At 70.5% G+C, this 12067-nt stretch carries 14 protein-coding genes; 11 read left to right on the forward strand and 3 right to left on the reverse strand.

The annotated features are described in order from the left end of the window. Window positions 1-54 precede the first annotated feature (54 nt). The 5 genes from AB0J74_RS18270 to AB0J74_RS18290 all read left to right on the forward strand — a co-directional run bounded on the left by AB0J74_RS18270 (window position 55) and on the right by AB0J74_RS18290 (window position 5407). Window positions 55-1410 carry an ABC transporter substrate-binding protein gene (locus AB0J74_RS18270; RefSeq protein WP_363449234.1) on the forward strand — a complete coding sequence of 452 codons (1356 nt, stop codon included), beginning with the start codon at window positions 55-57 and terminating at the stop codon, window positions 1408-1410. Continuing rightward, window positions 1410-2321: a sugar ABC transporter permease gene (locus tag AB0J74_RS18275; protein ID WP_363449236.1), complete on the forward strand. Its 912-nt coding sequence runs from the start codon at window positions 1410-1412 to the stop codon at window positions 2319-2321. The genes AB0J74_RS18270 and AB0J74_RS18275 overlap by 1 nt, the downstream gene beginning before the upstream one ends. After that, window positions 2318-3142, forward strand: a complete 825-nt coding sequence (locus AB0J74_RS18280; RefSeq protein WP_363449238.1) for a carbohydrate ABC transporter permease — start codon at window positions 2318-2320, stop codon at window positions 3140-3142. Before AB0J74_RS18275 ends, AB0J74_RS18280 begins: the two co-directional genes overlap by 4 nt. 44 nt (window positions 3143-3186) lie before the next feature. Next, window positions 3187-4035, forward strand: coding sequence for an SGNH/GDSL hydrolase family protein (locus AB0J74_RS18285; protein WP_363449240.1), 849 nt, complete (start codon window positions 3187-3189; stop codon window positions 4033-4035). A gap of 97 nt (window positions 4036-4132) precedes the next feature. Then, complete coding sequence (locus tag AB0J74_RS18290) at window positions 4133-5407, forward strand: MFS transporter (RefSeq protein WP_363449242.1); 1275 nt, start codon at window positions 4133-4135, stop codon at window positions 5405-5407. On the opposite strand, the gene AB0J74_RS18295 is transcribed toward AB0J74_RS18290, so the two are convergent. Next, complete coding sequence (locus AB0J74_RS18295) at window positions 5335-6066, reverse strand: TetR/AcrR family transcriptional regulator (protein ID WP_363449244.1); 732 nt, start codon at window positions 6064-6066, stop codon at window positions 5335-5337. The two genes, AB0J74_RS18290 and AB0J74_RS18295, sit on opposite strands and share 73 nt — an antisense overlap. A gap of 80 nt (window positions 6067-6146) precedes the next feature. On the opposite strand from AB0J74_RS18295, the gene AB0J74_RS18300 reads away from it, so the two are divergent. Genes AB0J74_RS18300 through AB0J74_RS18320 form a run of 5 tightly spaced genes read left to right on the forward strand, consistent with a single transcriptional unit; the run spans window position 6147 to window position 10182 of the window. Next, the gene (locus AB0J74_RS18300) at window positions 6147-7106 is read left to right on the forward strand and encodes an ATP-binding cassette domain-containing protein (protein ID WP_363449246.1); all 960 of its coding nucleotides are present in this window, start codon (window positions 6147-6149) and stop codon (window positions 7104-7106) included. Beyond that, on the forward strand, window positions 7100-7954 hold the full coding sequence (locus AB0J74_RS18305) for an ABC transporter permease (RefSeq protein ID WP_363449248.1): 855 nt from the start codon (window positions 7100-7102) through the stop codon (window positions 7952-7954). Before AB0J74_RS18300 ends, AB0J74_RS18305 begins: the two co-directional genes overlap by 7 nt. A gap of 23 nt (window positions 7955-7977) precedes the next feature. Next, window positions 7978-8268: a helix-turn-helix domain-containing protein gene (locus tag AB0J74_RS18310; protein ID WP_363449250.1), complete on the forward strand. Its 291-nt coding sequence runs from the start codon at window positions 7978-7980 to the stop codon at window positions 8266-8268. Window positions 8269-8300: 32 nt separating this feature from the next. After that, window positions 8301-9530, forward strand: a complete 1230-nt coding sequence (locus AB0J74_RS18315; protein ID WP_363449252.1) for a sensor domain-containing protein — start codon at window positions 8301-8303, stop codon at window positions 9528-9530. Between the two features lie 7 nt (window positions 9531-9537). Next, complete coding sequence (locus tag AB0J74_RS18320) at window positions 9538-10182, forward strand: response regulator transcription factor (protein WP_363449254.1); 645 nt, start codon at window positions 9538-9540, stop codon at window positions 10180-10182. A gap of 6 nt (window positions 10183-10188) precedes the next feature. On the opposite strand, the gene AB0J74_RS18325 is transcribed toward AB0J74_RS18320, so the two are convergent. After that, window positions 10189-10716, reverse strand: a complete 528-nt coding sequence (locus AB0J74_RS18325; RefSeq protein ID WP_363449256.1) for a hypothetical protein — start codon at window positions 10714-10716, stop codon at window positions 10189-10191. A gap of 55 nt (window positions 10717-10771) precedes the next feature. Further along, window positions 10772-10978, reverse strand: a complete 207-nt coding sequence (locus tag AB0J74_RS18330) for a hypothetical protein (RefSeq protein WP_363449258.1) — start codon at window positions 10976-10978, stop codon at window positions 10772-10774. A 142-nt stretch (window positions 10979-11120) separates the two neighbouring features. Between AB0J74_RS18330 and AB0J74_RS18335 the strand changes: the two genes are divergently transcribed. Next, window positions 11121-11987: a LysR family transcriptional regulator gene (locus AB0J74_RS18335; RefSeq protein ID WP_363449260.1), complete on the forward strand. Its 867-nt coding sequence runs from the start codon at window positions 11121-11123 to the stop codon at window positions 11985-11987. The last annotated feature ends 80 nt before the right edge of the window (window positions 11988-12067 follow it).

Here is a 12067-nt window from a genome sequence, read left to right on the forward strand (position 1 = left end):
TCAACCGGCGGTGACCCCTCGCCGCCGGATGCTCCGCGATCCTGGAGGCCTGACATGGCTCACGGACCCACCCTCCGGCCGCTACTGGCCGGGCTCACCCTTGCCGCACTTGCCGCCACCGCCGCCTGCAGCGCACCCGGCGGCGACTCCGACACGACCGGCGCCACCGCCAGCGCGGCCCCCGCGGCCGCCGCGACCTGCGGCACCGCGCCGGTCACCCTGAAGGGCTACTTCGAGACCGGCTTCCCGCTGCCGAAGAACCTCGCCGACGAGTTCTCCAAGCAGTTCCCGAACGTCAAATGGGACATCCGCGAAGACCAGTTCGCGGTGATCACTCAGAACGCTCCGCGGGTCCTGGCGGACGACCCGCCGGACCTGATGCGCCTCCCGCAGGTGTCCGAGCTGGTCAAGGATGGCCTGTTGAAGAACCTGGACGGCTATGCGCAGGCCACCGGCTGGGACAAATGGCCGGCCTCGCAGCTCGAGCAGATGCGGGTCGGCGCGAGCGGCCAGCGCGGTGACGGCCCGCTCTACGCCATGGGTTTGAACTTCAGCATGACCGGCCTGTTCTACAACAAGAAGCTCGCCGCGCAGATCGGCATGACGCAGCCGCCGGAGACGCTGGCCGACCTCGACGCCGTGCTGCAGAAGGCGAAGGACGCCGGCATCACCCCGATCGACCAGTTCAACGGCGGCGCCACCGGCGGCCTGGCGTTCCCGCTGCAGAATCTGATGACGGCGTACGGCGAGCCTGGCCCGATCAACGACTGGATCTTCCAGAAGCCGGGGGCCGCCATCGACACTCCGAGCAATCTGCAGGCCGTGCAGCACCTGGAAAAGTGGATCAAGGCGGGCTACTTCGCCGCCGACATCAACTCGCAGGACTACGCGGCGATGATGAGCCAGTTCATCGGTGGCAAGGCGCTGTTCATGTTCAACGGCGACTGGGAGTCCGGCAATCTCGACAAGCAGATGGCCGGAAACGCCGGGTTCCTACTGATGCCGCCCGCGCAGGCCGGCGGCAAGCGGGCCGCGATGTCGGCGCCGCTGACCTACGGCATCAGCAGCAAGGCCAAGAACGCCGACTGCGCCGCCTTCTTCCTGAACTGGGTGGCCACCAACCAGCAGGCCCGCGACATCGCGGTGAAGGTCGGCGGATCGCACCCGATGGGGCCGGCCGACGCCTACATGCCGCCGGTCCAGGAGGGCACCGTCACGGCGAGCACCCTGGCCGCCGGCGCCACCATCGGCAAGGACAACGGCGCCATGGACTTCATCGCCAACGCCACCGGCGCCATCTACGCCAAGAGCTGGACGCCCCAGCTGCAGAAGCTCGCGGCCGGCCAGCAGACGCCGGACGCCTTGCTCAAGTCGGTGCAGAAGGACTACGAGACCCAGGTCAAGAACTAATGTCGGCACCGACAACAGGGCGGCGTGCGCGGCGCGCACGCCGCCCTCGGGCCGTCTGGCTCGGCTGGCTCTTCGCGGCGCCGGCCATCGCCATGTACGCGACGTTCGTCCTTCGCCCGCTCCTGCTGACCGTGCAGTACTCGCTGTACGACTGGAACGGCATCGGCGCGTCGACCTGGGTGGGGCTGGACAACTACCGCCGGCTGTTCACCGACTCGGAACTGTTCGCCACGATCGTGCACGCCTTCGAGCTGATCGTGTTCTTCAGTGGAATCCCCGTCCTGCTGGGCCTGTTCGCGGCGGCGACCATCCGGAGCATCGCGGCGAGCCGGCTGGCGGTGATGGCCCGCACGGTGTTGTTCCTGCCTCAGGTCATCCCGCTGGTCGCCGCCGGCATCATGTGGAGCTGGTTGCTCTCCACGACCGGCCTGGCCAACGAACTGCTGTCGGCCGTCGGGCTCGACAACCTCACCCGCGCCTGGCTCGGCGACTTCGACACCGCGCTGCCCGCGGTCGGCGTGATCGGCGCCTGGGTTCTGGTGGGCCTGTGCACGCTGCTGTTGCTCGCCGGGATGAGCAAGATCGACCCAGCGCTGTACGAGGCCGCGCGGCTGGACGGCGCGGGCCCGGTGCGCGAGTTCTTCTCGATCACCATCCCCAGCCTGCGCCAGGAGATCGGGGTATGCGTCACGGTGACCGTGATCGCCGCTCTGGCCAGCTTCGACATCATCTACGTCGCCACACAGGGCGGGCCGGGCAACACCACCATGGTCCCGGGCCTGGAGATCTACTACCTGGCCTTCTCCGAGCGCGAGGTCGGGATGGCATCGGCGCTCGCCGTCACCCTGGTCGTGCTCGTCCTCGCGGTCGTGCTTCCCATTCAGCGCCTCACCAGGGACGGGTCCCGATGATCGCCACGCGTCGCGAGACATGGATTGGGCGGGTCCTGCTCGTCCTGCTGATGGCGATCACCATCGTGCCGTTCATCAGCCTCTTCGTCACCGCCCTGCACCCGTCGGGCACCTATCCGTCGGGTCTCTCCTGGCCGGAGAGCCCACAGTGGGGCAACTTCGTCGACGCGTTCCGCGCCGCCAACATGGGCAAGCTGCTGCTGTCCAGCGGCCTGATCGTGCTCGGCGTCGTCCCGGCCTCGCTGCTGTTCGGCACCATGGCCGGCTTCGCCTTCGGCCACCTGCGGATGCCCGGCCACCGGATCGGTTTCCTGGTCTTCGTGCTGGGCCTGACCCTGCCGTTCGAGGGGATCATCACGCCGCTCTACTACCAGATTCGCGACATGGGCCTGCTCAACACCCGCTGGGCGATCATCCTGCCGCTCATCGGTCTGTTCATGCCCTTCTCGGTGATCTGGATGCGAGCGCACTTCGTCACCATGCCCGACGACCTGTCCGAGGCCGCGCGTATCGACGGTGCCGGCACCTGGCAGCTCTTCTGGCGGGTGCACGTGCCGCTGGCCATGCCCGCCCTCTCGTCGCTGGCGATCCTGCTCTTCCTCTGGACCTGGAACCAGTTCCTGCTGGCCATCGTTCTCGTCGACGACCCCGCGAAGCGGACCATGGCCGGGGCGCTCGGCGCGTTCCAGGGCCAGTGGGGCACGGACATCCCGCTGCTGTGCGCCGGGGCGCTGCTGATCCTCGTACCCACGCTGACCGTCTTCCTCATCTTCCAGCGCCGCTTCGTCGCGGCGCTGCTGCAAGGTTCGATCAAGGGCTGAGACATGAACGCACCAAACCGGATCACCGGCGAGCGGTGACCCGAGTGATCACCGCGCGCCGCTACACGGACGGCGAACGCCGTCATTTCCTGCGCTACACCCGCACCCATTCGTGGCCGATGTTGCAGCGCTTCCCGGTCGATGACGACCTGCACGCCGAGCTGCTCGCCCAGATGCTGGCCAGCACGCCGGCGACCATCCGCGCACTGCTGTGTTCGCTGCGGGACGAGGCCCGCGCCGCGGCCGCGCAGATGCTGGCCGACGAGCACTACCGCGAGGCCGTCGCGGCCCTGCCGTTCCGGCCGGAGGACCGGATCGCCGCTGTCGGCGACTCGATCACCGCGGACCGCCTCGGCTGGTTCGAGCTCCTCGCGGCCTCGATCGACCTGGCCGGCGCGCCGAAGGCGACCCTGATCAATCTGGGGATCAGCGGCAACACGACGGCCGACGTGCTCGAGCGCTTCGACCTGTTGGAAGCGGTGCGGCCCACCCGGGTGCTGCTGATGCTCGGCACCAACGACGCCCGCGCGCATGGCCGGACCGGCCGCTACCGGATGGCCACGACGCGGGAAACCGGACGCAACGTGCGCGCGCTGGTCGACCTCATCACCCGCGACCTCGACGCGGTCGTCACGATCATCACGCCGCCGGCCGTCAACCAGCAGCGCATCGATGCCTTCTTCAGCGACGCGCCGCTGCACTGGCAGGCCGCAGCGGTGGCCGAAGTTGCCGGCGTCGTCCACCAGGCGGCACCGGACGCTCTCGACCTGCACGACGCCATTCCCGCATACGGCGCCGACGACCTCCTGGAATCGGACGGCGTCCATCCGACACCAGCAGGTCAGCGGCTCATCCTGACCCACATCGTCGATCATCTCCGCACCGTCGGGTGATCCCCGAGGCAATTGACGGGTTGCGATCAAGCGCCGATTGTCGCAAGCTACCACCGTAGACAGTTACGGTGGTAGCAGCGCGGACAGGGGAGGCGCTATGAGTCCTGAGTCGACATCGGTGCGGCCGGAGCGTCGGGCGGTGGTGGGCCTCGTGGCGTTGGCCCTGGCCGCCTTCTCGTTCGTGACGACGGAGATCCTGCCGATCGGGTTGCTCCCCCTGCTGGCGCGGGCGATGGGCCGGTCGGAGTCGGTGATCGGCCTGCTGGTCACCGGCTACGCCGTGATCGTGCTCGTGGCGTCGGTTCCGCTCGCGCGGCGTACCCAGCGGATGCCTCGGCGCCAGGTGCTGGTCGGCACGCTGGTCGTCTTCGTCGTGGCCACGCTGCTGTCCGCCATGGCGACCAGCTTCCTGATGTTGTTGGCGGCGCGGCTGGTGACCGCGTTGGCGCAGTCGTTGTTCTGGTCGGTGGTGGCCTCGACCGCCGCCGGCTTGTTCCCACCCGCGATGCGGGGCCGCGCGATCGCGCGCTTCGCGATAGGTAGCGCACTGGCGCCGGTGCTGGGTGTCCCGTTCGTCGTCTGGTTGGGCCAGGCGACCAGTTGGCGGGTCCCGTTCCTGGTGATGGCGGGCGCGGGGACAGTGGCCGGCCTGGCCGTGCTGGCCACATTGCCGCGCGATCGGGCCCGGACCGCCGCCGCCTCCGTCGGCCTCGCCCCCGACCGGGGCGCCTACCTGACTCTGCTGATCGTGACCGGTCTGGCGGTCACCGGTGTGATGGGAACGTTCACCTACATCACCCCGTTCCTCACGGAGGTCGGCGGGTTCGCGCCGGCCACGCTCGGGCCGTTGTTGCTCGTCTCGGGCGTCGCGGGGATCGTCGGCACCTGGTCGATCGGCGCGCTCCTCGATCGCAGCCCACGCCACGCGCTGGTAGCGCCCCTGCTCGTAGCCACCGCCGCACTGGCTGGTCTCACCGTCTTCGGCGCGACGCCGTGGGGCGCCATCGCCGGGCTCGCCGCCCTCGGCCTGGGTTTCAACGCGTTCGCTCCGGCCGTGCAGAGCCGCACCCTGCACGTCGCGCCAGGAGATGTCGACGTCGCATCCGCCGGCAGCAGCGCGGTCTTCAACGCGGGCATCGCGGCCGGGTCCCTGGTGGGCGGGTTCGTGCTGAGTGGGCCCGGGCCCGGCGCGGTGCCCGTGCTCGGTCTGGTGGCCGCCGCGGCGGCACTGGCCTTCGCCGGCCACGACCTTCGGAGATCCGCGGCCGGGCCGCGCGTCGGCACGGCGAACGACCGCTGTCAGGGCCGGGTGTCGCGGCCGGTCCGTGCGGCGATGCCAGCGATCAGGCAGTCGAGCCCGAACTCGAACTGATCGTCGGGGTCTTCGTCGTCATGATCCTGGGTGATCAGTTGAGCGAGCGACGGAAAGCGGCCGGTCGCCATCATGTCGCGCATGTAGGGCGCGACCGTCTCCTGCCATGCCGGCCCGCCGGCACCGGCCTGGTCGCGGGGCTCGCTGTCGGCCAGCTCGGCGGCGACCACACCGATGACGAACGAGGTCACGGTGCCGAGCAGGCGCGAGGCCTCGGGCAGCTCCAGCCCGGCGCCCCGGACGGCGGAAAGCGACGAGTCGAGGTAGGCCAGGGCGTTGGGTCCGATCGGCGGCCGGGTGATCGCCAACGTGGTGAACCACGGGTGCTCGAGCATGACGAGGCGGGTGCGTCGGGCGATCGCGCGCACGTTCTCCGCCCACCGCGAGCTGGCGGCTTCGGGCGGCACCATCGCCGCGTAGACCTCGTCGACCATGAGATCCGCCAGTTCGTCCTTGTCCTGGACATGGCGGTACAGCGACATGGTGCCGGCGTCGAGCTCAGCCGCGAGGCGGCGCATGGATATCGCGGCGAACCCGTGCGCGTCGGCCAGCGCGATCGCCGCCCGCACGATGCGGTCTCGGCTCAGCGCTGTCCTGTCTCGCCGGGTGGGCGCCGGGCGGGTCCAGACCAGACCGGCCTGCCGGGGCGGTGGGGGCACCAGGACCTCCTGCGAAAGAGTGCTTGCGTACATCGTACGCCTTGGGTACGTTGTACGCGACGCGGTGATGGGAGCGCTCGATGATCGATGTCGCGGTTGACGTGCGTGGCCTGTGCAAGCAGTTTGGGCCGGTCCGAGCGCTCGACGAGGTCGACATGCGGGTGCCGGCGGGCAGCGTCGGCGCCGTCCTCGGTCCGAACGGTGCCGGCAAGACCACGCTGGTCAAAATCCTGACCACCGTGCTGAAGGCCGATTCGGGCACCGCCCGCGTCGCCGGGCATGACGTCGCGCGTGCCGCGGAGCAGGTGCGTTACCGCATCGGTGTCGCGGGCCAGCAGGTCGCGCTCGACGGTCTCCTGACGGGCCGCGAGAACCTGGTGATGATCGGGCGTCTGCATCACCTGCCGGCCGCCCTGGCTCGCCGCCGAGCCGACGACCTGCTGGAGCGATTCCGCCTAACCCGGGTCGGCGACCGGCTGACCAGGACCTACTCGGGCGGCACCCGGCGGCGCCTGGATCTCGCCGCCGGCCTGCTCGTCGCGCCGATGGTGCTGTTCCTCGACGAACCGACCACGGGACTGGACCCGGGCAGCCGCAACGCCCTCTGGGACGTCATCGCGGCGCTGGTTTCCAACGGCACCGCCATCCTGCTGACCACCCAATACATGGCCGAGGCGGAGCGGCTCGCGGATCGGATCACCGTCATCGACGGAGCCAGGGTCATCGCCGAGGGGACGCCGGCGGAACTGAAGGACAGCCACGGCGGCACGCGGCTGACGGTCGTGGTGCGCGACGCCGGCGAGGTCGCGGAAGCCCGCCGGATCCTCCGGCGCGTCGGTGCCGGCGACGCCCGGCTCAGCGGCGATCCCCGGCGGATCACCGCCGCGGCCGGCGGATCCCCGACCGGTCTGCTGGCGCTGGCCGCCCGCGAGCTGGAATCGGCCGGAGTGGCACTGGAGGAGATCGCTCTGCGGAGCCCGACGCTCGACGAGGTCTTTCTCGCGCTCACCGCCCGCGACAGGACGGTGCCGCCGTGCTGACGGCTACTCCACTGTCGACGGACTACCTCCGGCCGAGCCCGCCGGACGGGCGCCTGGATCGCATGGGCTGGGCGGTTCGCGACAGCGCGACGGTCGCCGGGCGCGAGTTGCTCCACATTCGACGGTTGCCGGAGAAGCTGCTCGACGTCGTCATCCAACCCGTCATCCTGGTGCTGTTGTTCTCCTACGTGTTCGGCAGCGCGATCGTGTTGCCGGGTGGGGGAGACTATCGGGAGTTTCTCATGCCCGGCATTTTCGTGCAGAGCGTCTTCTTCGTCGGCGCCGGCACGGCGGCGGCCGTGTCGCTGGACATGACCGAGGGCGTCATCGAGCGGTTCCGTGCGCTGCCGATGGCTCGGTCGGCACTGGTCGCCGGACGTACCTTGGCCGACCTGCTCGGCGTCGCGCTCAGCTTGGCGATCATGGCAGGTTGTGGGCTGGCCGTGGGTTGGCGGACCCATCGCGGGCCGGCCGCCGCGATCGCCGCGTTCGGGTTGCTGCTGCTGGTCGGGTACGCGACCAGCTGGCTGGCAACCTGGGTCGGGCTGCTGGCTCGAACCCCCGAGGCGGCGACCGCGGTGAGCATGGGTGTGGTGATTCCGCTGACCTTCGTCGCGAACACCTTCGTGCCGACCGCCGGGATGCCGACCTGGCTGCGCACCGTCGCGGACTGGAACCCGATCAGCGCGGCGGTCGAGGCCTGTCGATACCTGTTCGGCGACCCCGTCGTGCGGGCCGACGGCGCCGCTGCCGGGTGGCCGCTGAGCCACCCGGTCGCCGCGACCCTGTGCTGGACGACATTGTTGATCGCCGTCGCGGCACCGATGGCCGTGCGGCGCTACCGCTGAGCCGCGAAATGGGGGATTCAACCGTGACAGTGCCCAGACCTGAGCAGGCACGGACGGCAGCCGAGTTCATCGACATGCTCCGAGCGCTCAAGGAGTGGTCGGGGCTGTCCTACCGGGACCTCGAACGGCAGGCCCGCAGCGCCGGCGACCGCCTGCCGCCGAGCACCGTGGCCACCATGCTCAGCCGCACGTCGCTACCGCGGCTGAACCTGCTTGGCGCGTTCGTGAAGGCCTGCGGCGGCAACCGCGACGAGGTGGTCAGCTGGATCGAGGCACGCCGCAAGCTCGCCCAGCGCAACACCGCGGGGTGTTAGCCACGGTCGCGGGCGCGGCGGAATCGGCCCGCGTGCGTGCGTGGAAGGAACTGGCCTACGTGTTGACCACGGCGCCCTTGGCGGCACTCGGCCTCGCCTGGGTCCTGGCCGGCGCGGTGGCATGCGCGGCGCTGGCGGTCACCGCCCTGGGTGTTCCCGTGCTGGCGACGATGGTGCCCGCCACGCGCGGACTGGCCACGGTCCGCCTGGCTCTGGCCCGTGGCCTACTCGGTGAGGTCGTCCCCCCGCCACCGGCGTTCCGGCCGGGCGTGGGACTGTTCGCCCGGTTGCGGTCGGGACTGCGGGACGGCGCCGGCTGGCGGGCCGTCCTGTTCCAGATCGTTGCCCTGCCGTTGGCGCTTTTCGAGCTCTCGGTGGTGGCCTTCACGTGGGCCTGGGGCTTCGTGGCGTTGACCGCACCCGTTCAGCGCGCGCTGGACCTCAACCAGAGCACGGTCGGCGGCCGGCACGGGCTGGTGGTCGCTGGAGTCATGGTCGACTCGTGGGCGGGTGCCGCGCTGCTCGCGGTGGGCGGAGCGGTGCTGTTGGCGGTGGCACCGTGGGCCCTGCGCGTGGTGTTGGTGGTCGATCGTCTCCTGGTGCGTGGCCTGCTCGGCCGCGACGACCGTAGCGCTCGCATCGCCGCGCTGGAGCGCAGCCGGGCCGCCGCGGTCGAGGACGCGTCGGCGACGCTGCGCCGGATCGAACGCGATCTGCACGACGGGGTCCAGGCCCGGCTCGTCGCGTTGACAATGAATCTGGCCATGCTGGGTGACCTGATTGGCGCCGGACCGGGCCGGACCCGCGAACTCCTGGAGTCTGCCCGGGCGACGGCGCGCGACGCCATCCGGGATCTGCGCGAGGTCATCCACGACATCCATCCGCCGATCCTCGACAGCGGCCTCGATGCCGCCGTCGCCACTTTGGCGGCCCGCAGCCCGGTGCCGGTCACCTGCGATGTCCGGATCGGCGGGCGACCCGCCCCGGCGATCGAGACGATCGCGTACTTCTGCGTGGCCGAGCTGCTGACCAACGTCGCCAAGCACAGCGACGCCACCGCCGCCACCGTGGCGATATCGGATGTCGACGACGTGTTGCGCCTCGTGGTCTCCGACGACGGGCGGGGTGGGGTCGACGAGGGCGGTGGCAGCGGGTTGCGCGGCCTGGCGAACCGGGTCGCTACTGTGGACGGCGCGTTGACCGTCACCAGCCCACCGGGAGGCCCCACGATGGTGAGTGTCGCCCTGCCGGTGCGGCCGTGAGGCACAGATGCGGGTCCTGATCGCCGAAGACCTCGCCATCCTGCGTGACGGCTTGGCGCAGCTGCTGACGATGCGGGGGCACGAGGTCACCGTCGTGGGCGACGTCGCCGCCGTGCCGGCCCGCGTCGACGCCTGGGCTCCCGATGTCGCCGTGCTCGATATCCGGATGCCACCGACCCACACCGACGAAGGGCTCCGGGCGGCGGTGGCTCTTCGCCACGCCCACCCCGCCCTCGGTGTCCTGTTGTTCTCGCAGTACGTCGAGCGGCGTTTCGTCAGCGATCTGCTCTCCGGCGGAGCGGCCGGGATCGGGTACCTGCTCAAGGAACGGGTCGGCGACGTCGACGAGTTCGTCGACGCCATGGCGCGGGTCGCGGCCGGCGGGACGGCTCTGGATCCGGAGGTGGTCAACCAGCTCTTCGGGTCCAGCCGGCGGGACGACGACCTTTCGCGCCTCACGCGGCGGGAACGTGAGGTGCTCTCCCTCATGGCCGAGGGCCGCTCCAACGCGGCCATCGCGAGAACCTTCGTGGTGACCGAGCGCGCGGTCGAGAAGCACGTGGCCAACATCTTCAGCAAGCTGGGCCTACCGGCGTCCGGGTCCGACCACCGGCGCGTGCTCGCCGTGCTGCGCTACCTCGAGGGCCGCTGACCGGCGTCACAGCTGCCGGGTCCACGCCACGAACAGCAGCACCATGGCCAGGACGGCGAGCGCGACGGTCGGGAACAGCCAGCGCGGCGCGCGGACGCCGTCCAGCGACGCGGTGAGCCGCTGGTGCAGCGCGGCGATGCCGGCGAGCGCCGCCAGGCCCGCCAATGCCTCGGGCGTGCCGATCAGGAAGTGGGCGAGCCACGCGCCGGCGCGGCTCGGCCCACCCCACGAATGGTCGTACGGGCCGCGGTCGACGAACCCGTAGAGGACGCCGCGGAGCACCCAGAGCACCTGAACACCCAGCGGCACCACGGCGATGAGGCCGAGGACGAAGCTCGCCACCGCGTGCCCGAGCACCAGGACCGTTCGCGGCCGGCGCGGTGGCACGGGCGGACGGCCGAGCCACCGCACGCGAAGGGCGCGCCACCAGGCGAGTGCCGCGCCCTGGCGGCCGAGGAGGACGGCGACCAACGCCGCGACGGACAGGGGAAGCAGGACGGCGCAGTAAACCAGGCTGCGGGCTGCGATGGTCATCAATCGAGTCACATGTCCATGCTTCTTGCCCGCCGCGGACCGGGCGATGGTGCTGTCACGGAGACTTCGGGTTCGGAAAACCGAACAGCCGGGCGACCAGGCGGGCGATCGCCGGCATCACGACGTTGACCATCACGATGACGAGGGTGCCGCTGACCACCAGCGTCTGTGCGTAGCGCGGGGCCTGGGCGAGCGACCTGCCACCGACGTGAATGACCACCGTGACGACCACGTATGCGGCGATCCATGCGACGACGGTCATGGCCACCCGTCGAGCGAGGTTCAACGTTGTCCTGGGGCGCTCCATATTGGTCATGCGTCGACCGTACGAGAGCCCTTTCTATATGTCGAAGACCGATTTACGATCCCACTTATAAGCGATCGTTATGGGATGAGGTGGTGAGGTGGAGCTGCGGCAGCTCGCCTACTTCCTCGCCGTGGTCGACGAGGGCGGCTTCACTCGCGGCGCCCAACGTTTGCGGGTCGCGCAGCCCGCCGTCAGCCAGCAGATCCGCCGGCTCGAGCGGGAGTTGGGCGAGGCGGTGTTTCACCGGGGGACCCGTAGCGTCGCGTTGACCGCCGCCGGACATGCGCTGCTGCCGCACGCCCGGGCCACCCTGGCGGCCGCCGCGCACGCGAAGGAGGCGGTCGCCGCACTCAGCGAGCTGCTGACCGGCACGCTGACCGTCGGACTGGTGCAGGCGCAGCCAGACGCACGGATCGCCATGCTGCTCGGCGACTTCCACCGGTCATATCCACACGTGCGGATCGCCGCGCTGGAGGATCAACCGGGCGCGCTGCTCGCCGGGGTCACGGCAGCCGAGCTGGACGTCGCCTTCGTCGGCCTGGCGGAGTCGCCCCCACCGGGGGTGGCGGTGCGGCTCATCGCGGCCGAGCCGTTGGTCGTGGCGGTGGCGCTCGACCACCCGCTGGCCGGTCGCACGTCGCTGGCGCTGGCCGACCTCGCGGCACACGGGCTCGCCTCACTCGTCCCCGGCAGCGGCCTGCGCACCGTGCTCGAGCGCGAGTGCGCGCTCGCGGGGTTCCAACCCAGAATCGTCGCCGAGACCACCGACCTCAGATTGCTGGCAGCGCTGGTCTCCCGCGGGGTGGGCGCGGCGGTGCTGCCGGCCAGCGTCGCCGGCCACGACACGTTGGCGACTATTGCGATCGTGCCGCCGATCGAGCGGCGCATCGCGATGCTGTGGAACGCCGATGCGCCCGCGTCGCCCGCGGGCCGTGCGTTCCTCGCACTGGCGCGCGGCACGTGATATCAACTCGGGGTGTTCGGATTCGTTCGGTTTCGTTCGGATCCGTCTCCGGCCGGGCGAGCGATGCCATGCTGGTGCAA

The organism is Asanoa sp. NPDC049573, from assembly GCF_040676615.1.
Lineage (GTDB): Bacteria > Actinomycetota > Actinomycetes > Mycobacteriales > Micromonosporaceae > Asanoa.

What these genes read in the sequence shown, in the direction of transcription:
- AB0J74_RS18275 (WP_363449236.1), top strand. Translation starts at nt 1,410, where the DNA reads ATGTCGGCACCGACAACAGGGCGGCGTGCGCGGCGCGCACGCCGCCCT.
- AB0J74_RS18330 (WP_363449258.1), bottom strand. Translation starts at nt 10,978, where the DNA reads ATGACCGTCGTCGCATGGATCGCCGCATACGTGGTCGTCACGGTGGTC.
- AB0J74_RS18280 (WP_363449238.1), top strand. Translation starts at nt 2,318, where the DNA reads ATGATCGCCACGCGTCGCGAGACATGGATTGGGCGGGTCCTGCTCGTC.
- AB0J74_RS18325 (WP_363449256.1), bottom strand. Translation starts at nt 10,716, where the DNA reads ATGACCATCGCAGCCCGCAGCCTGGTTTACTGCGCCGTCCTGCTTCCC.
- AB0J74_RS18320 (WP_363449254.1), top strand. Translation starts at nt 9,538, where the DNA reads ATGCGGGTCCTGATCGCCGAAGACCTCGCCATCCTGCGTGACGGCTTG.
- AB0J74_RS18290 (WP_363449242.1), top strand. Translation starts at nt 4,133, where the DNA reads ATGAGTCCTGAGTCGACATCGGTGCGGCCGGAGCGTCGGGCGGTGGTG.
- AB0J74_RS18300 (WP_363449246.1), top strand. Translation starts at nt 6,147, where the DNA reads ATGATCGATGTCGCGGTTGACGTGCGTGGCCTGTGCAAGCAGTTTGGG.
- AB0J74_RS18270 (WP_363449234.1), top strand. Translation starts at nt 55, where the DNA reads ATGGCTCACGGACCCACCCTCCGGCCGCTACTGGCCGGGCTCACCCTT.